The sequence below is a fragment of the Kitasatospora sp. NPDC059648 genome, from assembly GCF_042734825.1.
GTDB lineage: Bacteria > Actinomycetota > Actinomycetes > Streptomycetales > Streptomycetaceae > Kitasatospora.
Map to the genome: position 1 here is coordinate 69,139 of NZ_JBHWDU010000003.1, position 24,200 is coordinate 93,338.

Below are 24,200 nucleotides of genomic sequence, written 5' to 3' on the forward strand. Positions count from 1 at the left end.
GCCCCACCATTTTCGCCGTGTGGGGAGAGCCCGGGGGGGGGGGTGTGGTGCCCGCGGCCGCCGGCCCCGTCCGACCGGTCGCCGGCTGCGCGCGGCTCACCCGTGCGCGGCCAACAACCGCTGTTCCTTGGCCGGTTCGATGCCCTGCTTGAACGGTGACCCCGGCGTGCCCTTGCGCCCCTCGGCGTCGGTGTCCTCGACCGGCCCCCGGGTGCGCAGCCACTCCCAGGTGTCCCGGGCGGTCTCCGCGAACGGGCGGCAGCGCAGTCCGGCTGCCCGGGCGCGACCGCTGTCGACCTGCCAGATGTACGCCCAGTCCGGCAGGTCTGGTGCCCAGAAGGGGAGTTCGGACCAGGGCTCGACCCGGTCCGGCCCCTCGGCCAGCAGCGGGCCGTCGTCGATCCGGACCAGTTCGGTGCCCGGGGCGCCCGCGACCTCCCGGCAGGTCTCCAGCCACTGCCCGAAGGTGAGCTGCCCGGGCGGCGCCGTGGTGAGGTAGCGTCCCGCCGTTCCGGCCGTCAGCAGGTCGAGTCCGAAGGCGGCGAAGTCCCGGACGTCGATCACCTGAACGGCCCGCCCCGGATCGCCGGGGGCGAGCACCCGCCCGCCGCGGGCCATCCGCTCCAGCCACCAGGGCAGTCGGCCGCCGAATTCGTACGGCCCGACCAGCAGCCCGCTGCTGAGCACCAGCGTGCGGTCGGTGCCGAAGCCCGCCCGCGCCGCGCGCTCGCCGCCCGCCTTCAGCTCACGGCCGAACGGCCGGCCGGGCGGGGTGTCGGCGGGGCAGGGGAGGAGCGGGGAGTCCTCGGTGATCACCTGGGTGGCCCAGTCGGCGCAGGCGTGCACCGAGGAGACGAAGGTGTAGTGGTCGGCCCGCTCGCGCAGCAGCCGCACGGAGAGCGCGACCTGGGCGGGCTGCTGGGCGGAGGTGTCGACGACGGCGTCCCAGCGGCGGCCCGCGACCAGCCGCGCCAGGTCCTCGGCGCTGTCGCGATCGCCCCGGACGGCCTCGACCCCCGGCAGGTCGGGGGCGCGGCGGCCGCGGTTGAAGGTGGTGACCTGGTGGCCGCGGGCGAGCGCCTCGACGGCGTAGGCGCGTCCCAGGAAGGACGAGCCCCCGAGCAGAAGGATCTTCATACCGCCCAGCCTGTCCCGGCGGCCCCGCCCGTACGCCCGGCTTAGCGCTGAGCAGAGCGCCCGGCAGGTGTGCCGGGCAGGGCGCCGACGGGCGCGCCGACCAGGACGCGGCCCGCCGTGCCGCCCGACGTGCCACCCCACTCGGCCCCACTTAGCATCCGAAATGTACCGATATGAGTCGATCCATGATCTGATCCGGCCTGGGAGAGCGACAGCATGGTCAACCCGGCACTCGTCGATCCGGCCACCATCCGCGCGACCGCGGCCGAGGCCTGGATCCGCGGCCATCCCCTGCTGCGGACCTACCGCACCCTCTACGCCCAGGCCCTGGACGACGCGGACCCCGGCTACGTCGGCGGCTTCGGCGTCTTCCACCACACCGCGCGCCCGGCCACCCCTGCCGACACCGACGCCGTCACCCCCGACGTCGACACCCTCCCCTCCCGCGCCTGGCTCGACCTGCGCGCCGAACCCTGGGTGCTCTCGGTCCCCGCCCAGGACGGCTACCACGTCCTCGCGGTGCAGGAGCTCGACGCCCTGCACGCCGGGTTGATCGGCTCCCGGACCACCGGCCAGGACGCGGGGGACTACCTGGTGGCCGGCCCCGACTGGCAGGGCGAGCCCCCGTCCGGCCTCAAGGGCGTGATCCGCACCGCCACCCGGCTGGTCGGTCTGGCCGGCCGGACCCGCCTCACCGGGAACACGCCGGCCGACCTCACCGCCCTGCGGGCCGTCCAGGACCAGTACCGGCTGCGCCCGCTGCACGAGTACGCCGGGACCCGGGCGCCTGCCCCCGCCCCCGAAGCGGTCTGGCCGGTCTGGCGAGACGAGGTCCTGGAGGGTGTCGAGTTCTTCACCTTCCTGGACTTCCTGCTCGGCTTCTTCCCCCTGACCGACGGGCTCCCGCCCGCCGAGACCGAGCTGCGCGGCCGCCTCACCGACCTCGGCATCGACGGCCGCGGCGAGTTCGAGCCCGCCGTCCTCCCGCTGGAGGTCCGCGCCGAACTCGACCGCGGGATCGCCGACGGCCGCGCCCGGCTGACCCGTGCCCTCGCCGAACTCCGCGACTGCGCCGAGCTGTTCGGCTCCCGCGAACAGCTCGGCGCGGACTTCCTCCGGCAGGCCGTCGCCGCCGAGCTCGATCCGTACGGGCTGCCCGCCGAGGAGGTCTGGTACGGCCGCTGGGCGGCGGACAGCGAGGGCCGCCGCCCGCCGAACGCCAGCGACCGCGACCACCTGATCCGCTTCGCCCCGGACGCCCTGCCCCCGGCCCGCTTCTTCTGGTCCGCGACGATGTACGCGCTCCCCGGCCACCGGCTGGTCGACAACACCCTGGACCGCTACTCGGTCGGCGGCCACACCCCCGGCCTGGTCCGCGACGGGGACGGCGGCCTCACCCTCTACGTCCAGCACAAGCGCCCCGCCGCCGCCGACCACTCCGCCAACTGGCTGCCCGCCCCGGACGGCCCGTTCGCCGTCGTGCTTCGGATCCACGGCCCGGAGGCGGAGGTCCTGGACGGCCGCTGGCAGCCCCCGCCGCTCACCCCGCGCTGACCGGCTCCGCCGCGGGCGCCGCTCCCGGCCCCGTCCCGGCCCCGTCCCGGCCCCGTCCCGGGCCCGTTCCCCGAACCGGCCCCCGCGCCCCCAGCCCCGACCCGATCCGACGAAGGACCCCCGATGAACCTGCCCGAGCTGGAGGCCCTGGCCGCCGACGCCTACGTCTACGGCTATCCGCTCGTCGCCGGCCTCACCATGGTCGAGCGCTTCGCCAAGGGGGGCCTGGGCACCCTCCCGGCGGCGCCGCCCAACCACTTCAGCCACGCCACCCGGCTGGCCGGCCCCGGCGACCAGTTCGTCTCGGTCAACAACGACACGATCTACTCGATCGCCCAGCTCGACCTCTCCGAGGGCCCGCAGGTGCTGCACGTCCCGGACACCGCCGGCGCCTACTACGTGCTGCAGTTCATCGGCGCCTGGACGGACAACGTCGCCTACCTCGGCAGCCGCGCCACCGGCACCGACGCGCAGACCTGGCTGGTCGTCCCGCCCGACTGGCACGGCACCGCCCCGCACCCGGACCGGGTGATCGAGCTGCCCACCACCCTGGGCACGATCGTCGGCCGCTTCGCCTGCAACGGCCCGCGCGACCTCCCGCGGGTCAGGGGGCTGCAGGCCGGGCTCCGCCTGGAGCCGCTGGAACCCGGCGGCCTGGTCGCCGGACTGCCCGAGCCGGACCCGGAGGTCCCCGAGCGGCTGGCCTTCTTCGAGCGCCTGAGGGTGTGGATGCAGGCCTTCCCGCCGGCCACCCCCGACATCGAGTACCAGCGCCGCTTCGCCCCGCTGGGGCTGCTGGACGACGGCACCTCGCCGTACCGCGCGGCCGCCGCGGAGTGGACCCTCGCGCTCGCCAAGGGCCTGGCCGCCGGACGCGAACGGGTCGAGGACGCCACCCGCGCGCCCGAGGAGCACCCGCCCGGCGAGTGGCGCTGCGCGCTCCACCTCTTCGACTACAACCTCGACCACCTGGGCCCCGGCACCCTGGACGACCCCGAGTGGCGCATCCCCGACCGCCGCGCCGCCTACCTCAGCCGCGCCGCTGCCGCCCGGGCCGGCCTCTGGGGCAACCACGCCTACGAGGCCGCGTACGCGGTGACCTACGACGACTCCGACGGCCGCCCGCTCAGCGGCGCCAACAGCTACACCCTCCACTTCGAACAGCCCCCGCCGGCCGAGGCCTTCTGGTCCGTCACGATGTACTCGGTGCCGGACTACTACCTGGTCGAGAACCCGATCAACCGCTACTCCATCGGGGACCGGACCCCCGGTCTGGTCTACGGCCCGGACGGCTCACTGACCGTGACCCTCCAGCACGATCCGCCCGAGGACCCGACGGCCGCCGCCAACTGGCTGCCCACCCCGCCCGGCGAGTTCCGCCCGATCATCCGGCTCTACCGGCCGAAGCCCGAGGTGCTGGACGGCAGCTACCAGGTGCCCCCGATCCACCGCACCTGACGCCCGGCCACCCCGACGGTGGCCGGGCCGGCCCCTACCGCCCCGATGCCGTGGCCGCCCCCGTCGGGTGCGGCGACGCGCCACCCGTCGGAGTCGCCGAGGGCGCGGCCGTACCGGTCGGCGTTCCGGAGTGCGAGGGCGTGCCCGGACCCGACGGCGACGGCGCGCCCGTACGGCTCGGCGTCGACGAAGGCGCAGCCGTGGCCGGGGCCGTCGCCGACGGCCCCCCGCTCGGCCCCCCGCCCGGCGCCGACGAGGGCCCGGACGCGGGCGCGGACGACGGTGCGGACGAGGGATCCGCCGAGGGATCCGCCGAGGACGAGGCCGACCCCCCGCGGTCCTGCGGCCCGCCCTCCAGGGTGACCACCGCCTGCGAGGGCGGCAGCGCGATCCGGGCGGTCCAGTGGGCGGTGGGCGCGAGGTCCTGGTCCACGGTGACGATCACGGTGATCCGCTGCCCCGGCGCCAGGGTCCCCGAGTCGCGGCTGAGCCGGAGCCAGGCGGCGTCCGTCGCGGCGTGCCAGCGGATCTCCGTGGTGCCGGAGTTGGTGAGGGTGAGCACCGTCCGGCTGCCGTACTCCCCGGCCTCGACGGTGAGCAGCCCGGCCGCGGCCGGGTCGCCCGCGGCCGGAGCGGAGGCCCGTTCGACCACCGGGGCCGGGGCGGCGACCAGGGTCGGGCTGCCGAGCGGAGTCGCACCCCGGCCCGGCACCGGCACCACCGGCCCCTGGAAGGTGAGCCGCGGAACACCCGGGAGCAACGTTTCTGCACCACCTGGGCCGCCCATGCCGCCCGCACCTGCGGGCCACGCACCCGCCAGCTCCAGCCCCGGTGTCCCCGCGCCCCCGGCCGCATCCGTCCCGCCCGCCGCCCACGGCGGCCGCTGCCCGGCCTCCCGCCCGGCCTCCTCCACCCGCACCGCCGAGACCGCGGCCGCCGACCCCGACCCGCCGCCGCCCCGGTGCCCGGCCCACAGCGCGACCACCGGCGCCGCCAGGACGGCCGCGAGCACTCCGGTGGTCACCACCCGCCGACGGACCGCCAGCCCCCGGCCCGCTTCCGGCGCCCGGTGCCGGGGGAAGCCGCCGTGGTCGAACCGCAGCCCCGGCTCGGCCGCCGCCGGCCCCCGCCGCCCCGCCGCCCCGGTCCCGGACAGCCGCGCCGCCCCGGAAGCCGCCCCGCCCACCGGGGAGGGCGCCGTCAGCAGCGGCAGCCCCGACAGCCCCGCCGCTTCCTCGGCCGCCTCCCCGGCGGCCACCCGCTCCGCCGTCCCCCGGCAGGTCGGGCAGTCCACCACGTGCTGCACCAGCTCCCGCCGCAGCGCCGGGCCGAGCACCCAGTCCCGCCAGGACTCCGCCCCGGCTCCGCCCAGCCGGTCCAGCACGGGGCAGCTGCCCACCCCGAGCACCAGCAGCGCGGCCCTGGTCCGGGCCACCTCGGCCTCGGCGGCGGCGAGCAGTTCGCGGGTCCGGCCGAACGGCAGTCCCAGGACGGCCGCCACCTCCAGCGGGGTCAGCCGGTGCCGGACGGACAGCTCCAGCGCCTCGCGCTGTTCCGGGTCCGTACCCGCCGCCTCGGGCCAGGCGAGCGAGGCCAGCTCGCGCCGCCGCCGGACCGCCTCGGCCTCGGTCAGCCCCGACCCCGACCCCGGCCCCGCCCCGGCATCCGGCTCCGCCCCGGCCGCCACCCGGGCTTCCCCGCCGGTCCCGTCCGCCAGCCGCCGCAGGCAGCAGTACCGGGCCAGCGAGAACAGCCAGGCCCGCACCAGCCCGGGTTCGGCCAGCCGGGCGCCGTGCCGCCGGGCCAGTTCGCGGACCTCGCGCAGGGCGTCGGCGGCCGCGTCGTGCTCGCAGAGCACCGAGAGGCAGTAGGTGAACAGGCCGTCCACCTGTCGGTCGTACGCCGCGAGGACGGCGTCCGGCGCCCCCACGGGCCCAACAGTTCGCGTTGTCACCCGCCCGACGGTAGGGACAACGGGCCGCCCGGCCCCGCTGTTCGCCGCGTATGTACTTCTTTCGGGTAACAGCATCGCCCATCTGTGTGGGTGCGCGGCGCGTCCGGTGGCGGTCCGCGACTGTCACCCCCAGGCGCTACCGTGGGCCGCATGCCTCCGCGTTCCAGGACCACCGCCAAGCCGCGCCCGGCCTACCGCTGCACCGAGTGCGGCAACCAGCTGCCCAAGTGGGTCGGCCGCTGCCCGGAGTGCAACGCCTGGGGCACGGTGGAGGAGTACGGCGCGGTGCCGATCCGCACCACCGCGGCCGGCCCGGTCAGCGCGCCGGCCCGCCCGATCGCCCAGGTGGACGGCCAGGTGGCGACGGCCCGCTCGACGGGCGTGCCGGAGCTGGACCGGGTGCTCGGCGGCGGCCTGGTCCCCGGCGCGGTGGTGCTGCTGGCCGGCGAGCCCGGCGTCGGCAAGTCCACCCTGCTGCTGGACGTCGCCGCGAAGGCGGCCACCGGGCAGCACCGCACGCTCTACGTCACCGGCGAGGAGTCGGCCGGCCAGGTCAGGCTGCGTGCCGACCGGATCAGCGCCCTCTCCGAGCACCTCTACCTCGCCGCCGAGTCCGACCTCGGCGCGGTGCTCGGGCACATCGAGGCGGTCAACCCCGGCCTGCTGATCCTGGACTCGGTGCAGACCATCGCCTCCGCAGAGCTGGACGGCGCCCCCGGTGGCCCGGCCCAGGTCCGCGAGGTGGCGAACGCGCTGATCCGGGCCTCCAAGGAGCGCGGCATGGCCACCCTGCTGGTCGGCCACGTCACCAAGGACGGCCAGATCGCCGGCCCGCGCCTGCTGGAGCACCTGGTGGACGTGGTGCTGAGCTTCGAGGGCGACCGGCACGCCCGGCTGCGGCTCATCCGCGGGGTCAAGAACCGCTACGGAGCCACCGACGAGGTGGGCTGCTTCGAGCTGCACGACGAGGGCATCGTCGGCCTGGCCGACCCGTCCGGCCTCTTCCTGACCAGGCGTGACAAGCCCGTCCCCGGCACCTGCCTCACCGTCACCCTGGAGGGCAAGCGCCCGCTGGTCGCCGAGGTGCAGGCGCTGATGGTGGATTCGCAGATCCCCTCCCCGCGCCGCACCACCTCGGGGCTGGAGTCGCCCCGGATCGCGATGATCCTGGCCGTGGTCGAGCGGCACGGCGGGGTGAAGCTCGGCAAGCAGGACATCTACACCGCGACGGTCGGCGGGGTGAAGCTGACCGAGCCCTCGGCCGACCTCGCGGTCGCGCTCGCGGTGGCCAGCTCCTCCACCGACACCCCGCTGCCCAGCAACCTGGTGGCGATCGGCGAGGTCGGCCTGGCGGGCGAGGTGCGGCGGGTGACGGGTGTGCAGCGCCGGCTCGCCGAGGCGCACCGGCTGGGCTTCACCCACGCCCTGGTCCCGCCGGACCCGGGCAAGGTGCCGCCGGGCATGAAGGTGGTCGAGGTGGCCGACATCGGCGAGGCGCTGCGGGCCATCCCGGGTCGTCGCCGGGCCGCCGCCAAGCCGCGCGGCGAGGGGCGTGGTGAGGCCCCGTCGGCCCCGCCGGCGCCCCGCGCGGCGAAGGTCCCGGCGTACCCGGAGGAGCTGATGGACGGCTGGGAGCCGCTCGACTCCGACGAACTGCGCTGACCCAAGCCCTGCCGAAGCCGCACGCAGTTAGACTTCCTCCAGTCTCATTGGCCAGAAGGCAGTACCGAAGCGGTACTGAGCGACAGAGCAACAGACCGCGGACCGGCGCACAACGGCGCGAGGCGCGCGGCACGGGGTCGACCGGAGGAGTCACGTGGCAGCCAGCGACCGGGGGGCGGACAAGGCCTCCCGTGAGGAGGCCCTGCTGCGGGCCTCCCTCACCGCCATCGCGCCCGGTACCGCGCTTCGTGACGGTCTGGAACGGGTCCTGCGGGCCAACACCGGCGGCCTGATCGTGCTGGGGTTCGACAGGACGGTCGAGTCCCTGTGCACCGGCGGCTTCGTGCTGGACGTCGAGTTCAGCGCGACCCGGCTGCGCGAGCTCTGCAAGCTCGACGGCGCGGTCGTGCTGGACAAGGACATCACCAAGATCGTCCGGGCCGGCGTCCACCTGATGCCGGACTCCACCATCCCCACCGACGAGACCGGCACCCGCCACCGCACCGCCGAGCGGGTCAACCGGCAGACCGGCTACCCGGTGGTCGCGGTCTCGCACTCGATGCGACTGATCGCCATGTACGTCAACGGCACCCGCCGGGTGCTGGAGGACTCCACCACCGTCCTGTCCCGTGCCAACCAGGCCCTGGCCACCCTGGAGCGCTACAAGCTGCGCCTGGACGAGGTGGCCGGCACCCTCTCCGCCCTGGAGATCGAGGACCTGGTGACGGTCCGGGACGTCACCGCCGTGGCCCAGCGCCTGGAGATGGTCCGGCTGATCGCCACCGAGATCGCCGGCTACGTGCTGGAGCTCGGCATCGACGGCCGCCTGCTCTCGCTCCAGCTGGACGAGCTGATCGCGGGCGTGGAGCCGGAGCGCGAACTGGTCGCCCGGGACTACTTCCCGGAGCGCGCCGCCAAGAAGGGCCGGACGGTCGCCGAGGTGCTGGGCGACCTGGAGGCGCTGACCCACGCCGAGCTGCTGGACCTGCAGACGGTCGCCAAGGCGCTCGGCTACTCCGGCTCGCCGGAGTCCCTGGACGCCGCCGTCTCCCCGCGCGGCTACCGCCTGCTGGCGAAGATCCCGCGCCTGCCCAACACGGTGATAGAGCGCCTGGTCGAGCACTTCGGCGGTCTGCAGAAGCTGCTGGCCGCCAGCATCGACGACCTGCAGACGGTCGAGGGCGTCGGCGAGACCCGGGCCCGCTCGGTCCGTGAGGGCCTGTCCCGCCTTGCCGAATCGTCCATCCTGGAGCGCTACGTCTGACCGACGCGCGGCAGACCTCGGAACGGCCCCCAGAGAAACGCTTCCCCGGGGGCCGTTCCGCGTCTCCGGGGAAGCGCGACGCGCGAGCCCGGCGACGCAGGAGCCCCGCAACGCAGGAGCCCCCGGCCGCGCGCTGCGGCCGGGGGCTCCGTGGGGGTTGACGGACGCTCAGTTGTCCAGTCGGATCGAGGTCCGGGCCGAGACCTTGTCCCCGGAGAGCCCGGTGAGCTCCGCGAGCACCACGTACGTGCCGCTCGCCGGCGCCGTCTGGTCGGCGGTCGCGCACTGCGGCTTGCTGCGGCTGCGGTCCCAGGTGAAGGTCTCCGTCTGGCTGCTGTTCGCCGGGATCTGCACCCAGATGCTGCCCTTGTCGGGCGGGCAGTCACCGGAGGACCAGACCCGGTCGTTGTTGCTGCCGCTGCTGACCGTGATCACGGAGGCGGTGCGGCCCAGGTCCACCCGGCAGTTGGCGCCGGAGGAGTTCTTGACCGTCAGGGCCAGCTTCGGCTTGTCCTTGGGCTGGTACGAGTTCTGGGTGCCCGCCAGCTCCAGGGCGACCTGCGAGGAGGAGCAGACCGGAAGTGCCATCACCTCGGGGGTGTTCACCGCCGGGGCGCCGCCCGAGCCACCGGACCCGCCGCCCGAGCCGCCGGACCCGCCGGCCGAACCCCCGCCGGGCCCGCCCGCCGGAGCCGGGTTGCCCCCGCCGGAGCCACCCGAGCCACCGGCGCCGCCGGAGCCGCCCGTGCCGCCGCCGCTGAGGCCGACCTCGCTGCCGCCGCCGCTGGCCACCGGCCCACCGCCGGTGCCGCCGGTGGCGGGGTGCGCCGCGGGGCCGCTCGGCGAGGCACCGGGCGTGATCGTCTGAGCGGGTGTCTGGCTCTCGGACTGGGAGGGCGCGGCCTGGGCGGCCTTGCTCTGGGACCCGCCGTCACCGCCACCCTGATCGGTCATCAGCCAGGCGATCAGGGCGACGACCGCCGCGACGGCGACGAGCACGACGGCGCGCCGACGCCAGTAGATCGAGGCCGGCAGCGGTCCCACGGGTTGACGCAGAGAGGGCACGATCAAACTCTACGAGACTGTGTGTGGCGATTGACTCACCAACACCGCACAGTCGCCCCTTCTTTCACATGATCCGCCATTTGATCCGTTCGAGGGAGACCCCGAACCGGGACTTCCGTGCTATTTCGCCCCAATCGGAACACAGTCCTCCACTTCGGCCGCGTCCACCGGCCGTGGGAGGATCGAAGCGCCATGACTGCCATCACCGCCACCGAAGCCCCCGTGCCGCCGATGCCCCTGCCGCTGCTGCACTCGACCGTCATCGACTGGTACGAGTCCAGCAAGCGCGACCTGCCCTGGCGTACCCCGGACACCACGCCCTGGGCGGTCACGGTGAGCGAGTTCATGCTCCAGCAGACCCCGGTGAAGCGGGTGCTGCCCGCCTGGCAGGCCTGGCTCACCCGCTGGCCCACCCCCGCCGGCCTCGCCGCCGAGGCGCCCGGCGAGGCCGTCCGGATGTGGGGTCGGCTGGGCTATCCGCGCCGCGCCCTGCGCCTGCACGCGGCCGCCGTGGCGATCACCGAGGAGCACGGTGGCGAGGTCCCGGACGACCACGCCACGCTGCTCTCGCTGCCCGGGGTGGGGGAGTACACCGCCGCCGCGGTCGCCTCCTTCGCCTTCCGCCAGCGGCACGTGGTGCTGGACACCAACGTCCGCCGGGTCTTCGCCCGGGCGGTGACCGGCGTCGAGTACCCGGCCGCCGCCACCACCGCCGCCGAACGCCGCACCGCGACCGCGCTGCTGCCCGACGACGCCGGGACGGCCGCCACCTGGGCGGTCGGCGTGATGGAGCTGGGCGCGCTGGTCTGCACCGCCCGCGGCCCGGAGTGCGGGGACTGCCCGCTGTTCACCGTCTGCGCCTGGCAGCGGGCCGGCCGCCCGCCGTACGAGGGCCCCGCCCGGCGCGGCCAGACCTACGAGGGCACGGACCGCCAGGTGCGCGGCAAGCTGCTCGCGGTACTGCGCGAGGCGCACGGCACGGTGCCGCAGGCCCGGCTGGACGCCGTCTGGCCCGACGCGGTGCAGCGCGCCCGGGCCCTGGACGGCCTCGTCGCCGACGGCCTGGTGGAGCCCGTCGAGCAGGGCGTCTACCGGCTCCCGCAGTAGGCCGCGCGGACGAACACGACGGCGCCCCCGGATGCTTCGAGCCTCCGGGGGCGCCGTGCGTACGACGCGCCTACGAGGGGGACCGTCAGACGGCCGCCGCCTCCAGCGAGGCCTCGGCCGGCTTCTCGCCCTTGCCGGTGCCGCGCAGCGGCACCTCGCGCAGGAACACCGCGGCGGCGATGGCGATCACGGCCACCCCGGCGCCCCACAGGAAGACGGTGTGCATGCCGTTGGACACCGCGTGGTGGTAGGCGTCCTGGATGTAGTCGGGCATCTTGCGCAGCTCGGCCGGGCTGGTCTGGCCCGGGTCCTTCGCACCGCCCGGGGGCAGCGGCTTCCCGGCCAGCAGCTGGCCCATGGTGTCCTTCACCCGGCTGTTGAACAGCGCGCCGAACAGCGCGACGCCGAACGAACCGCCGATGGTGCGGAACAGGGTGGCGGTCGAGCTGGCCACGCCCATGTCCTTGAGCTCCACGCTGTTCTGCGCGACCAGCATGGTGATCTGCATCAGGAAGCCCATGCCGGCGCCGAGCACGACCATCCAGCAGGCCGAGGTGAAGCTGCTGGTGCCGACGCCCATGGTGGAGAGCAGGATCAGGCCGCCGGCCATCACGAGGGTGCCGATGATCGGGAAGATCCGGTACTTGCCGGTCTTGGTGACGGCCTGGCCGACCACCAGCGAGACGACCAGCATGCCGAACATCATCGGCATCAGCAGCAGTCCGGAGTTGGTCGCCGAGGCGCCCTGGACGATCTGCTGGTAGAGCGGCAGGAAGACGGTCGAGCCGAACATCACGAAGCCGACGACGAAGCCGATGATCGAGACCAGGGTGAAGTTCAGGTTCTTGAACAGGCTCAGCGGCAGCATCGGCTCCTGGGCCCGCTGCTCGACGTAGCAGAAGCCGATCAGCGAGGCGAGGGCGAGCGCGGCCAGGCCCAGGATCTCCTTGGAGCCCCAGGCGTACTGCTGGCCGCCCCAGGTGGTGATCAGCACGAGCGAGGTGATGCCCACGGTGAGCAGCACGGCGCCGGGGTAGTCGATCCGGGCGGTGTTGCGGACCTTCGGCAGCTTCAGGGTGACGATGACCACGGCGAGCGCGACCACGCCGAGCGGCAGGTTGATGTAGAAGGTCCAGTGCCAGCTCAGGTGGTCGGTGATGAAGCCGCCGACCAGCGGGCCGCCGATGGTGGCGAGGGCCATCACGGCGGCGAACATGCCCTGGTACTTGCCGCGGTCACGCGGCGGCACGAGCGCGCCCATGATCGACATGACGCCGACCATCAGACCGCCGGCGCCCAGGCCCTGCACGGCGCGGAAGCCGATCAGCTCGTTCATGTTCTGCGACAGGCCGGACAGCGCCGAACCCACCAGGAAGATCACGATCGAGGTGAGGAAGGTGCCCTTGCGGCCGTACAGGTCGCCGAGCTTGCCCCAGATCGGGGTGGAGGCGGCGGTGGCCAGGGTGTACGCGGTGACCACCCAGGACAGGTGCTCGGCACCGCCGAGGTCGCCGACGATGGTCGGCATCGCGGTGCCGACGATCAGGTTGTCGAGCATGGCCAGCAGCATCGTGACGACCAAGCCGACCATCACGAGGCGGATTTCGCGGGGTGACCGCGGCTGTTCCTCCTCGGCCGTCTTGTCCTCCGGTACCGGGCCGGCGGTCTTGGACTGTGACATGGGGTGGGGTCTCCCGGAGGTGGTTCGGACGAGCTTCACGCCGTGTGGCGGCTCACTTACTTGTCGCCCGGCTAGTTTGTCGATCGTCGGCACGGTAGGTTGTTTCCTAGCCGGTCGTCAAGCCAGTTTTAAGACCGGCCCCCTGGGCAGGGAGAATGAGCCCGGGGCGGACGCCCACCCCGGGATCCGCAGCAGTCACCGACGCAGTCATGAGGCAGGCCATGGGCACTCCGCACAGTCCCCGCAGCGACACCCGGGCTCGCATCATCGAGGTGTCGCTGGAGCTCTTCTCGGAGCACGGCTACGAGCAGACCTCACTGCGCGAGATCGCCGACCGCCTGGGCGTCACCAAGGCTGCGCTCTACTACCACTTCAAGACCAAGGACGACATCGTCCTCGGCATCGTCGAGCGGATGGCCGCGCCGATCGACGAGACCATCGCGTGGGGCCGCGAGCAGGAGTGGAGCCCGGACACTCGCGACGAGCTGATCCGCCGCTTCGCGGACGGGATGGCCGAACGGGCCCCGCTGCTGCGCTTCTTCCACGAGAACCAGCCCGCGCTGCGGGAGTCCCCGGCCGGGCTGGCCTTCAAGGAGCGGATCATCACCATGATGCAGCTGGTGCACGGGCCGGAGGCGAGCTTCCAGGACCGGCTGCGCGCCGCGATGACGCTGTTCACCATCCACTCGTCGATGTTCCTGCTCCAGCAGGACGGCAAGGACCCCGTCCCCGCCGAGAACGTCTGGGGCGAGAAGGTGCCGGTGGCCGACCTGGACGAGGCGCTGGAGGCGGCCCGGACGGTCGCGCTGGAGATCGGCGGCCGGATCAGTCACCCGGCCCGGACGGCCGGCTGAGGCGCCAGGCCTCAGAACGCCGTGACGCCGTGCCCGGAGAGGTAGGCGACCGGGTCGACCACCGCGCCGTAGCGGTTGCTGGTGCGGATCTCGAAGTGCAGGTGCGGCCCGGTCGAGTTGCCGGTGTTCCCGGACAGCCCGACCCGCTCACCCGCCGACACCCGCTCGCCCGCCGAGACCGACAGCGCGGAGAGGTGGGCGTACTGCGCGAAGTGCCCGTCGGCGAGCCGCAGCACGACCTCCTTGCCGTACGCGCCGTCCCAGGCGGCCGACACCACGGTCGCGGCGCCGACCGCCAGCACCGGGGTGCCCGGGGAGACCGCGAAGTCCACCCCGGTGTGGTACCCGGCGGCGTACTCGGAGTTGTGCACCCCGAACGGGTTGCTGGTCGGTGCGTCGGGCACCGGAGCCGACCAGTCGGGCTCGGGCGGCGCGGGGGCCGGCGCGGGCTCCGGTTCCGGGGCGGGCGCCGCGACGGGCGCGGGCTCCGCCTGGAGCGGCAGCAGGTTGGGCGCCACAGCCACGAAGGCCTGCGCCGAGGGGGCGTCGTCCGGCAGCTTGTACGGGCTGGGCCCGGCCACCTGCACCAGGCCCGGGTCGGGCACCTGCGCCCGAGGGGCCGTGAAGGCCGAACTGCCCGGGGTGGTCGGCCGCACGGTCTGGGCCGAGGCGCTGCCCGGGGCGGTCACCAGCACGGCGCCCGCGAGCAGCAGCGCGGCCGCCCCGGCGGAGACCACCGCGTGGTCGCGTTCGACCCGCTGCCGGCTGCCCGGCAGGGTGGCGTGCCGGGGCGTCGTGAGCAGGCGCAGCGGCGGTACGGCACGGCTGCGGACCGCGTGGCCGATCCGGGGCCGCCAGGCGGCCGCCTGGGCCGCCACACGGGCCGTCGCACGGGCGGCGAGCCGGCGCAGCGCCGGCCCCACGGGCGGGACGGTGGACATCGCCTGTCGTACCTCACGGTCGTACGGGGCAGCGCGAAGCGCTCGATCAGGCGCTTCGCGGAGCGGGGGGACCACTCAGATTTAACGGTCACCGAGCGCAGTCCCAAACGCGGTGACGTACTACGGCGTGTAGTCACCGTGGGCCCGGAAGTTCCGACGGACGGAGCAATGATCATGAGATCGGATCGTCCGATACCGGCCCGGTCCGCCGCGCGGGGCCGCCCGGCGGGACTACTAGGTCCGGTCGTACTACGCCGGGCCGCTGTGACCAGCGCCACCCGGCGGCGGGTGCCGAGCCCTCGACGAGGGCGGCGAAAGGGGCGCGGAAAGGCGTCCGGCCCGCCCCCGCGCGGTGGCGGGGGCGGGCCGGACGTGGAGACTCAGTGCCGCGCGATCACGGCCTGACCGTCAGGACGATCAGTTGTCGACCGGGCGGACCCGGATCCAGGTCTCCAGGTAGTTCGCGGACTCGTTCTCGACCTCGATGCTGGTGCCGGTCTTCGGCACGTCGACACCGGCGTACTGGTCGTCCTTGGACCACCAGGACTTCAGGTCGTTGAACTCGTCGACGCCCTTGGACTTCGGGATGACCGTCTCGACGTCAGCCTTGTGCAGGGTCAGCGCCGGGACGCGGCGCGAACCGAAGGTGGAGTCGAAGCCCTGCATGCGAGGACGCATCAGGGCGCCGTCGGACCACTTCATCGGAGTCGGGTGCGAGTCGACCGGCAGCACGAGGCCGTGGCCCGGGTGGGCGCTGACGTTGTTGTCGGTCTGCGACTCGTCCCAGTACCAGATCAGCAGACCGGGCTGGTAGGAGTAGTGCTCGACCCAGTTGGGCTTGGCGGCCGAACCGAAGTTGTACGGGCCGGTCTTCAGCGTCTGGTCGAACGACACGTACTGCTTGTTCTCCGCGATGTAGTACTGCGCGTAGTCCTTGGTGTACGAGCCGCCGAAGCGGGTGAAGCCGGCGGCGGTCCAGCCGTTGTCGCCGTTCTCCACGTCGTCGCTGAACACGGTGGCGCCGTCGGCGACCACCGAGACGTTGTCCACCGCGAGGCCGCGGTAGTGCAGGCCGCCGTCCGTGGTGTTGCGGTAGCGGAACTGGATCTTCTTGCCCGCGTAGGCGTCCAGGTTGAAGGACAGGTCGCCCCAGGCGGCGGCAAGGCCGCTGAGGGCCGGGCGGCCGTTCTCCTTGGGCAGGGCGGCGCCGTTCCAGGTGCCGTCCACGACGGTCCAGGTCTTGCCACCGTCGGTGGAGACCTCGCCGAAGGCGTAGTCGAAGTCCTGCTCCAGCTCGTACCAGGCCTTGGCGTTGATGCTGGCCTTGGTCCTGCCGGTCAGGTCGACGTCACGGGTCAGCGTGACGTTCAGGTTGTCGGCGCTGCCGCTCCACCACTCGCTGTTGCCCGCGAAGGGCTTGTTGATGTCGGTGGTGATGCTCTTCTTCGGCAGGTCGACGATGAGCGCCTGCGGCAGGTTGGAGTTGTACTCCACCGGGCCGATGTGGTGCGTCGACTCGGTGCCCGCCTTGGCGCGGTCCACCTTCAGCCAGCCGAGCTGGTACTTGCTCCAGGCGTCGAGGTCGTTCGGCATGTCGCCGATGCTGTCCTTGCCCTCGCCGAGCCAGGAACCGGAGGACATCAGCGACCAGAAGCCGACCGAGTTGTCGATGCCCTTGCCGGCGGTGTCGTAGAGGTCCGGCAGACCGAGGTCGTGGCCGTACTCGTGGGCGAAGACGCCGAGGCCGCCGTTCTCCGGCTGCATGGTGTAGTCGCCGATCCAGAGGCCGGTGTTGCCGACCTGGACGCCGCCGAGCTTGTTGCCCTCGGGGCCGGCCTGGCCCGTCAGGTTGCCGTAGACGTAGGAGCGGTGGGCCCACAGGGCCTTGCTGCCCTGCTTGCCGCCACCGGCCGACTTGTCCTCACCGGCGTGCACGATCTGGAAGTGGTCGATGTACCCGTCGGGCTGGTTGAAGTTCCCGTCGTGGTGCGAGCCGTAGCGGTCCCACTGGTCGTACTGGGCCAGGGTCGCCTTGATCTGCGCTTCGGTCTGACCCTTCGCCAGCTGGTCCTTGTACCAGATGTCGACGGCATCGCGGATCAGGTCCTGGGCGCTGGCGCAGACGTTGGAGCCGCAGTAGTCGGAGCCGTACCGGGCCTCGTTCCACGGCACCCGGACCCAGTCGGAGACCACGCCGTCGACCGAGTAGCGGCCCGAGGACTGCTTCTCGTAGAAGGTCTTCAGCGAGGGTTTGTCCTTGGAGAAGTACAGGTCCTGGTAGTGCTGCTGGTTGTAGTCGGCCTGCCATGCGGTCGAGTTGTTCGTGGCGCGGTCGGGCGCCTCGATCTCGTTGTGCTTGGGGCCGGCCTCGCCACCGTACTTGACCTTGCCGTCGGCGGTTTTGGTGGTGTTGTCGACCTGGTCGCCGAAGTCGACCAGGATCGTGAAGATCTTGTCCGTGCGCTCACGGGCGAGCTCGACGTACTTGTCCTTGCCGAGCTTCACGCTGGTGCTGCCGTTGTGCTGCTCGACCTGGGCGGTGCCGTTGAGCAGCTGCTCGGTGGCAGCCTTCTTCTCGGCGTCGACCTTGGCGGTCAGCGGGCCCGGGATGTTGTGCTCGGTGTTGACGGCCTGGACCGCGTCGGCCGGGTCCTTCGGAACCGGTGCCGAACCGGCCGCCACGGCGCTGCTCGGGAACAGCCCCGCGCCGAGCGTGACTATGACCGCCGCCGCGGTGGTGACCGCTGCGGTTCTCCTGGTGGTCTTCAACGTTGTGACGCCCTCCCCGACCGAGCCGACTCTTGGCCAAGGCCCGGTAAACCAATATGAAAGACAGGTGGACGTCATTTGACCGAAGTGGGGCGGGAAAAGATAGACCTTGACCCTGACATGGCCACGGCGCTATGCTCGCCGATTTTCCGTCAGTTGACGGACAGTCGAAGAACCCCAGGTCGTGGGGCGTGTGCGAGGAGGCGGAACGCACCGAGCCCCCGGCGTGAGGCCGGGGGCTCGGTGGCTGTGAAGTTGTCTGTTAAATGTTGCTTTTACTTCGTCAGGTCCGGGCCGGACGAAGCGACCGCGGCCGGGGTGTCCGCGACGGCCGCCTTCTCCTCGCCGCGGAAGGTGAACTTGGCGTCCTTGCCCTCGCCCTCCACGTCGACGACCACGATGTGGCCGGCCCGCAGCTCGCCGAAGAGGATCTTCTCGGAGAGGTGGTCCTCGATCTCGCGCTGGATGGTGCGGCGCAGCGGACGGGCACCCAGGATCGGGTCGTAGCCGCGCTTGGCCAGCAGCTTCTTGGCCTCGACGCTGAGCTCCAGGCCCATGTCCTTGTCCTTGAGCCGCTCGTCCACCTTGGCGATCATCAGGTCGACGATCTGGATGATGTCGTCCTCGGACAGCTGGTGGAACACCACGATGTCGTCGACGCGGTTCAGGAACTCGGGGCGGAAGTGCTGCTTGAGCTCCTCGCCGACCTTCGCCTTCATCCGCTCGTACCCGGTCTGGGTGTCACCCGTGGCCGCGAAGCCCAGGTTGAAGCCCTTGGAGATGTCCCGGGTGCCGAGGTTGGTCGTCATGATGATGACGGTGTTCTTGAAGTCGACCACGCGGCCCTGGGAGTCGGTCAGTCGACCGTCCTCCAGGATCTGCAGCAGCGAGTTGAAGATGTCCGGGTGGGCCTTCTCGACCTCGTCGAAGAGGACGACCGAGAACGGCTTGCGGCGGACCTTCTCGGTCAGCTGGCCGCCCTCCTCGTAGCCCACGTACCCGGGCGGGGAGCCGAACAGCCGGGAGACGGTGTGCTTCTCGGAGAACTCGGACATGTCGAGCGCGATCAGCGCGTCCTCGTCGCCGAAGAGGAACTCGGCGAGCGTCTTGGACAGCTCGGTCTTACCGACGCCGGACGGGCCGGCGAAGATGAACGAACCGCCGGGGCGCTTCGGGTCCTTGAGGCCCGCACGGGTGCGCCGGATGGCCTGGGAGAGCGCCTTGATGGCGTCCTTCTGGCCGATGACGCGCTTGTGCAGCTCGTCCTCCATGCGCAGCAGCCGGGAGGTCTCCTCCTCCGTCAGCTTGAAGACCGGGATGCCGGTGGCGGTGGCCAGGACCTCGGCGATGAGCTCCTCGTTGACCTCCGCGACGACATCCATGTCGCCGGCCTTCCACTCCTTCTCGCGCTTGGCCTTGGCCTGCAGCAGCTGCTTCTCGTCGTCGCGCAGGGACGCGGCCTTCTCGAAGTCCTGCGCGTCGATCGCGCTCTCCTTCTCGCGGCGCACGTCGGCGATCTTCTCGTCGAACTCGCGCAGGTCCGGCGGCGCGGTCATCCGGCGGATGCGCATCCGGGAGCCGGCCTCGTCGATCAGGTCGATCGCCTTGTCCGGCAGGAAGCGGTCCGAGATGTACCGGTCGGCCAGGGTGGCGGCGGCGACCAGGGCGGCGTCCGTGATGGAGACCCGGTGGTGGGCCTCGTAGCGGTCGCGCAGACCCTTGAGGATCTCGATGGTGTGCGGCAGCGAGGGCTCCGCCACCTGGATCGGCTGGAAGCGGCGCTCCAGCGCGGCGTCCTTCTCCAGGTGCTTGCGGTACTCGTCCAGGGTGGTGGCACCGATGGTCTGCAGCTCGCCGCGGGCCAGCATCGGCTTGAGGATGCTGGCGGCGTCGATGGCGCCCTCGGCGGCGCCCGCGCCGACCAGGGTGTGCAGCTCGTCGATGAACAGGATGATGTCGCCGCGGGTGCGGATCTCCTTGAGCACCTTCTTCAGGCGCTCCTCGAAGTCACCGCGGTAGCGCGAGCCGGCCACCAGGGCGCCCAGGTCCAGCGTGTAGAGCTGCTTGTCCTTGAGCGTCTCCGGGACCTCGCCCTTGACGATCGCCTGCGCCAGGCCCTCGACCACGGCGGTCTTGCCGACGCCGGGCTCACCGATCAGGACGGGGTTGTTCTTGGTGCGGCGGGACAGCACCTGCATGACCCGCTCGATCTCCTTCTCGCGCCCGATGACCGGGTCGAGCTTGGCCTCGCGGGCGGCCTGGGTCAGGTTGCGCCCGAACTGGTCCAGGACCAGCGAGGTCGACGGAGTGCCCTCGGCAGGGCCGCCGGCCGTGGCCGACTCCTTGCCGCCGCCGGTCTGGTAGCCGGAGAGCAGCTGGATGACCTGCTGGCGCACCCGGTTGAGGTCGGCACCCAGCTTGACCAGGACCTGGGCGGCGACGCCCTCGCCCTCGCGGATCAGGCCGAGCAGGATGTGCTCGGTGCCGATGTAGTTGTGGCCGAGCTGCAGGGCCTCCCGGAGCGACAGCTCCAGCACCTTCTTCGCCCGGGGGGTGAAGGGAATGTGACCGGACGGGGCCTGCTGGCCCTGGCCGATGATCTCCTCGACCTGCTGGCGTACGGCCTCAAGAGAAATCCCGAGGCTCTCCAGGGCCTTGGCGGCGACGCCCTCGCCCTCGTGGATCAGACCCAGGAGGATGTGCTCGGTGCCGATGTAGTTGTGGTTGAGCATCCGGGCTTCTTCCTGAGCCAGGACGACAACCCGCCGCGCGCGGTCGGTGAACCTCTCGAACATCGTTTATCGCTCCTCAGAGCGGTCGGGCAGTTCGGGGTCCGTCCCCGCCCTGTCCTTCCGCATGCTAGTCCCGCTCAGCGGCGCGGCCCACGGATTCACTCCCCGGTAGAGGAGCGAGATGCTGCGCGACCAGCCGACACCAATCCCAACCTGATGCTGGGAATCGGTGTTCCCACAGGTGGGCCGGATGCACCGGAAACCGCTACGCCATCGGCGAACAAGAGCCGCCGGGGCGGAGCCGGATCCTCTTCGGCCGGCCGTACATGCTGCCCCTGGACGGGCCGAAGAACCCGTCCACCTGCATTCATACCCGGTATCGGGGCGCTTCTCGCGCAGTTTCCGCGGTGGCGGTGTTCGCCTGGCGAGAAGTCGGGCCGCTGTGACGGTGGTTCGACGGCAGCCGGGTCGGTCGTACGCCGTCCCGGGGGTGGCCGCGTTGCCGCTTCGCTCCTACAGCGTTGCACAGCTCGTGATTGTTCCGCCGCCCGAGCCCGTCGCCCCGGCCGGTGGTTCCGGCACGGGCCCCGGCGCCGGTGGCGCGGCCCTCCGGGCGCGCACCGCGGGGCGCGGAGGGGTTCCCTCCGCGCCCCGCGCGTGTGTCGTCGGTGCCGTACGCGGCCGCCGGGGCCCCGCGTCCGCTCCGGCGGGCCGGTGGCGCCGGGTTCAGGACGCGTTGGCCTTGTCGTAGGCCTCGCGGACGGTGCTCGGCACCCGGCCGCGGTCGTTGACGTCCATGCCCTGCTCCTTGGCCCACGCGCGGATCTTCGCGGTGTCGGGAGCGCTGCCGGACGGGCGCGCCGCGGTGCCGCGGCCCGGGCGGCGGGCACCCGCCAGTCGGCCGCTCTGCTTGCGGCCCTTCTCCACGTACGGCGCCAGCAGACCGCGCAGCTTGTCCGCGTTGGCGCTCTTCAGGTCGATCTCGTAGGCAACGCCGTCGAGCGCGAACGTCACCGTCTCGTCCGCCGAACCGCCATCGAGATCGTCTTCAAGAATGACCTGCACCCTCTGTGCCACGGGCTTCCCTTTCCGCTAAACGACCCATTGCCTAAGGAAAGGAAAGCGCCTTTCTCCGGAAAACACAAACCCTTGACCGGTCCGGAGCCGCTCAGAGGTGCAGCAGCATGCGCGAGTTGCCCAGTGTGTTGGGCTTCACGCGCTCCAGGTCAAGGAACTCGGCGACACCTTCATCGTACGAGCGGAGGAGTTCTTCATAGACATCCGTAGCGATCGCCGCCGGGTCTGTCGTACCATCATCGGTTTCCTGAACCTCGCCGATCTCGACGAAACCGTGTTTCGCGAAGAACGGCACCTCGAACGTCAAGCAGAAAATCCGACGGACGCCCAGCCAGCGCGCGGTCTGCACCAGCTTCTCCAGCAGCAGATGCCCGATCCCGAAGCCCCGGCAGGACGGATCGACCGCGAGCGTGCGGACCTCGGCGAGGTCCTCCCACATCACGTGCAGGGCGCCGCAGGCCACCACCGTGCCGTTGTCGTCGCGTTCCGCCACCCAGAACTCCTGGACGGATTCGAACAGTGTGACTGTGGGCTTGTCGAGCAGAATGCCGTCGCGCGAGTAGGCGTCGATGAGCCCGCGTACGGCCCGAACGTCCGTGGTCCGCGCGCGGCGGATGGTGACCTCCATGGCGGGACGTTATCGCGTCGTGCCCGGCGCGGTCTCCCCGGTATCCGCTCCGCCGGTATCCGGGCCGGCCTCGGCGGATTCCGCGCCGGGTGGGTCGGGCGGGAACAGTGCGGCCACCCGCAACGCGTCCCGCAGCGCCTCGCGTTGCTCGGGGGACATCAGGCCGAAGAAGTGCACCAGGGCCGCGGCCGGATTGTCACTGGTGGCCCAGGCGTCGTTCATCAGGGCCGCCGTGTACGCCTCGCGCGAGGAGACCGGTTCATATCGATAGGCCCGGCCGGCCCGCTCGCGGCGCAGCCAGCCCTTTCTGTGCAGCTTGTCGAGGACGGTCATCACCGTGGTGTACGCGATTTCGCGTTCCGACTGCAGATCCAGGAGAACCTCGCGAACCGTCACCGGTCGGTTCCACCGCCACACCCGGGTCATGATGGCGTTCTCAAGTTCGCCGAGTTGCCGGACCATAGTGCGGCCAGGATAGGGAATGAATGGGGCAAATCTTGTGAAGTGCGCCAAACCGGCGCGCCGCCACCCTCGGGAATCGGGAATGGCGGCGCGCGGGTCGTCCGGGAGCGGCTGACGGCGTCAGTCGATCAGTCGACGTCTTCCTTGGCCTTCTGGGCCCCGCCCTGGCTGCGGATGATCGCCCGCACCAGGAATCCGAAGCCGATCGCCATGACCAGCGGCGGCACGATCGCGCTGACGTAGTCCATCAGGTCACTCCTCCTCGGTCTTCTCCGCCGTCGCGGCGGTAGCCTTCGGCTCCGGCTTCACCAGCGGGAAGAGCACGGTCTCCCGGATGTTCTTGCCGGTCAGCAGCATGATCAGGCGGTCCACGCCGAGGCCGAGGCCACCGGTCGGGGGCATCGCGTACTCCAGGGCGCGCAGGAAGTCCTCGTCCAGCTGCATCGCCTCGACGTCGCCGCCGGCGGCCAGCAGGGACTGGGCGGTGAGTCGGGCGCGCTGCTCGACCGGGTCGACCAGCTCGGAGTAGGCGGTGCCGATCTCGGTGCCGAAGATCACCAGGTCCCACTTCTCGGCCACGCCGGCGATCGAGCGGTGCTGGCGGGTCAGCGGGGAGACCTCGGTCGGGTAGTCCTTGATGAAGGTCGGCCGGACGGCGTTCTCCTCCAGCAGGCGCTCGACCATCTCCAGCACGATCTGACCGTGGCCCCAGTTCTTCTCGAACGGGATCCCGTGCTCGGTGGCCAGCTCGCGCAGCTCCTCGACGGTGGTCTCCGGGGTGACCTCGACGCCCAGGTGGGCGGAGATGCCCGGGTAGACGCTGACCTCCTCCCACGGCTCGGCCAGGTCGATCTCGTGCTCCACGCCGTGCGGGTCCAGGCCCCTGATCACGGTGGTGCCCAGGGCGTCCCGGGCGGCGTTGACGATCGTCTCGCGGATCAGCTCGGCCTGGGTGTCGTAGTCGCCGTAGGCCTCGTACGACTCCAGCGAGGTGAACTCCGGGTTGTGGGTGGAGTCCGCGCCCTCGTTGCGGAAGTTGCGGTTGATCTCGAAGACCTTCTCGGCGCCGCCGACCACCAGCCGCTTGAGGTACAGCTCCGGGGCGATGCGCATGTAGAGGTCGATGTCGTACGCGTTGATGTGCGTCTTGAACGGACGGGCGTTGGCGCCGCCGTGCACCGGCTGCAGCATCGGGGTCTCGACCTCGATGTAGCCGCGGTCCTCGTAGGTGCGGCGGATCGAGCGGACGACCTTGCTGCGCAGGTGCAGGATCTCGCGGGCCTCGGGGTTCACGATCAGGTCGACGTAGCGCTGGCGGACCCGGGCCTCCGGGTCCGTCAGACCCTTGTGCTTGTCCGGCAGCGGGCGCAGGCACTTGGCGGTGAGCTCCCAGCGGTCCACCATCACCGACAGCTCGCCGCGCTTGGAGGTGATCACCTCGCCCTCGACGCCGACCTGGTCGCCGAGGTCGATGTCGGACTTCCAGGCGGCCAGCCGCTCGGCGCCGAGCTTGTCCAGGGAGAGCATCACCTGGAGGTCGCCGGTGCCGTCGCGCAGGGTGGCGAAGCAGAGCTTGCCGCCGGTGCGGGAGAGGATCACCCGGCCGGTGATGCCGACGCGCTCGCCGGTGGCGGTGTCGGGTTCGAGGTCCGGGTGCTTGGCACGCAGGTCCGCGATGGTGCTGGTGCGGGGGAAGCCGACCGGGTACGGGTCGACGCCGGCCGCCCGGAGCCGGTCCAGCTTCTCGCGCCGGACGCGCATCTGCTCGGGAAGGTCGTCGGTCGCGGGAATCACGCTCTGATCGCTCACCCCACAAGGGTAGCCAGCCGTACACCGTGCTCCGCGTCGGGATGAG

The 24,200-nt window shown here is 72.0% G+C and carries 17 protein-coding genes; 6 read left to right on the top strand and 11 right to left on the bottom strand.

The window, feature by feature from the left end; translation table 11 throughout:
• Nucleotides 1–96: 96 nt before the first annotated feature.
• Nucleotides 97–1,137 (bottom strand): NAD-dependent epimerase/dehydratase family protein, encoded by a 1,041-nt coding sequence (locus ACFV1W_RS03110; RefSeq protein ID WP_380412561.1) that lies wholly within the window; start codon nt 1,135–1,137, stop codon nt 97–99.
• A 216-nt stretch (nt 1,138–1,353) separates the two neighbouring features.
• On the opposite strand from ACFV1W_RS03110, the gene ACFV1W_RS03115 reads away from it, so the two are divergent.
• Both ACFV1W_RS03115 and ACFV1W_RS03120 read left to right on the top strand, forming a co-directional pair.
• The gene (locus ACFV1W_RS03115) at nt 1,354–2,691 is read left to right on the top strand and encodes a DUF1254 domain-containing protein (RefSeq protein WP_380412563.1); all 1,338 of its coding nucleotides are present in this window, start codon (nt 1,354–1,356) and stop codon (nt 2,689–2,691) included.
• Nucleotides 2,692–2,814: 123 nt separating this feature from the next.
• The gene (locus tag ACFV1W_RS03120) at nt 2,815–4,149 is read left to right on the top strand and encodes a DUF1254 domain-containing protein (RefSeq protein WP_380412564.1); all 1,335 of its coding nucleotides are present in this window, start codon (nt 2,815–2,817) and stop codon (nt 4,147–4,149) included.
• Between the two features lie 34 nt (nt 4,150–4,183).
• Here the strand turns inward: ACFV1W_RS03120 and ACFV1W_RS03125 are convergent, their stop codons facing one another.
• Nucleotides 4,184–6,079 carry a hypothetical protein gene (locus ACFV1W_RS03125; RefSeq protein ID WP_380412566.1) on the bottom strand — a complete coding sequence of 632 codons (1,896 nt, stop codon included), beginning with the start codon at nt 6,077–6,079 and terminating at the stop codon, nt 4,184–4,186.
• A 174-nt stretch (nt 6,080–6,253) separates the two neighbouring features.
• On the opposite strand from ACFV1W_RS03125, the gene radA reads away from it, so the two are divergent.
• Both radA and disA read left to right on the top strand, forming a co-directional pair.
• Nucleotides 6,254–7,765 (top strand): DNA repair protein RadA, encoded by a 1,512-nt coding sequence (gene radA / locus ACFV1W_RS03130; RefSeq protein WP_380412568.1) that lies wholly within the window; start codon nt 6,254–6,256, stop codon nt 7,763–7,765.
• 205 nt (nt 7,766–7,970) lie between these two features.
• Nucleotides 7,971–9,029 carry a DNA integrity scanning diadenylate cyclase DisA gene (disA, locus tag ACFV1W_RS03135; RefSeq protein ID WP_380412812.1) on the top strand — a complete coding sequence of 353 codons (1,059 nt, stop codon included), beginning with the start codon at nt 7,971–7,973 and terminating at the stop codon, nt 9,027–9,029.
• 168 nt (nt 9,030–9,197) lie between these two features.
• Here the strand turns inward: disA and ACFV1W_RS03140 are convergent, their stop codons facing one another.
• Nucleotides 9,198–10,094: a hypothetical protein gene (locus ACFV1W_RS03140; RefSeq protein ID WP_380412570.1), complete on the bottom strand. Its 897-nt coding sequence runs from the start codon at nt 10,092–10,094 to the stop codon at nt 9,198–9,200.
• Nucleotides 10,095–10,286: 192 nt separating this feature from the next.
• Between ACFV1W_RS03140 and ACFV1W_RS03145 the strand changes: the two genes are divergently transcribed.
• A complete protein-coding gene (locus tag ACFV1W_RS03145; RefSeq protein WP_380412572.1) occupies nt 10,287–11,201 on the top strand; it encodes an A/G-specific adenine glycosylase in 915 nt (304 codons plus the stop codon).
• Nucleotides 11,202–11,286: 85 nt separating this feature from the next.
• On the opposite strand, the gene ACFV1W_RS03150 is transcribed toward ACFV1W_RS03145, so the two are convergent.
• Nucleotides 11,287–12,882, bottom strand: coding sequence for an MDR family MFS transporter (locus ACFV1W_RS03150; protein ID WP_380412574.1), 1,596 nt, complete (start codon nt 12,880–12,882; stop codon nt 11,287–11,289).
• A gap of 221 nt (nt 12,883–13,103) precedes the next feature.
• On the opposite strand from ACFV1W_RS03150, the gene ACFV1W_RS03155 reads away from it, so the two are divergent.
• Entirely contained in the window at nt 13,104–13,736 is a 633-nt protein-coding gene (locus ACFV1W_RS03155) for a TetR/AcrR family transcriptional regulator (RefSeq protein WP_380412576.1), read from the top strand.
• 11 nt (nt 13,737–13,747) lie between these two features.
• On the opposite strand, the gene ACFV1W_RS03160 is transcribed toward ACFV1W_RS03155, so the two are convergent.
• The 7 genes from ACFV1W_RS03160 to lysX form a co-directional block, all read right to left on the bottom strand.
• Complete coding sequence (locus tag ACFV1W_RS03160) at nt 13,748–14,677, bottom strand: M23 family metallopeptidase (RefSeq protein ID WP_380412578.1); 930 nt, start codon at nt 14,675–14,677, stop codon at nt 13,748–13,750.
• Between the two features lie 417 nt (nt 14,678–15,094).
• Nucleotides 15,095–17,446: an immune inhibitor A domain-containing protein gene (locus ACFV1W_RS03165; protein WP_380412580.1), complete on the bottom strand. Its 2,352-nt coding sequence runs from the start codon at nt 17,444–17,446 to the stop codon at nt 15,095–15,097.
• Between the two features lie 275 nt (nt 17,447–17,721).
• A complete protein-coding gene (locus tag ACFV1W_RS03170; RefSeq protein WP_380412582.1) occupies nt 17,722–20,241 on the bottom strand; it encodes an ATP-dependent Clp protease ATP-binding subunit in 2,520 nt (839 codons plus the stop codon).
• A gap of 663 nt (nt 20,242–20,904) precedes the next feature.
• Nucleotides 20,905–21,255: an Lsr2 family protein gene (locus tag ACFV1W_RS03175; protein WP_030284382.1), complete on the bottom strand. Its 351-nt coding sequence runs from the start codon at nt 21,253–21,255 to the stop codon at nt 20,905–20,907.
• Between the two features lie 91 nt (nt 21,256–21,346).
• A complete protein-coding gene (locus ACFV1W_RS03180; RefSeq protein ID WP_380412584.1) occupies nt 21,347–21,883 on the bottom strand; it encodes an amino-acid N-acetyltransferase in 537 nt (178 codons plus the stop codon).
• Nucleotides 21,884–21,892: 9 nt separating this feature from the next.
• Nucleotides 21,893–22,345 (bottom strand): BlaI/MecI/CopY family transcriptional regulator, encoded by a 453-nt coding sequence (locus ACFV1W_RS03185; RefSeq protein ID WP_380412586.1) that lies wholly within the window; start codon nt 22,343–22,345, stop codon nt 21,893–21,895.
• A 252-nt stretch (nt 22,346–22,597) separates the two neighbouring features.
• On the bottom strand, nt 22,598–24,154 hold the full coding sequence (gene lysX / locus ACFV1W_RS03190; RefSeq protein ID WP_380412588.1) for a bifunctional lysylphosphatidylglycerol synthetase/lysine--tRNA ligase LysX: 1,557 nt from the start codon (nt 24,152–24,154) through the stop codon (nt 22,598–22,600).
• Nucleotides 24,155–24,200: the final 46 nt, after the last annotated feature.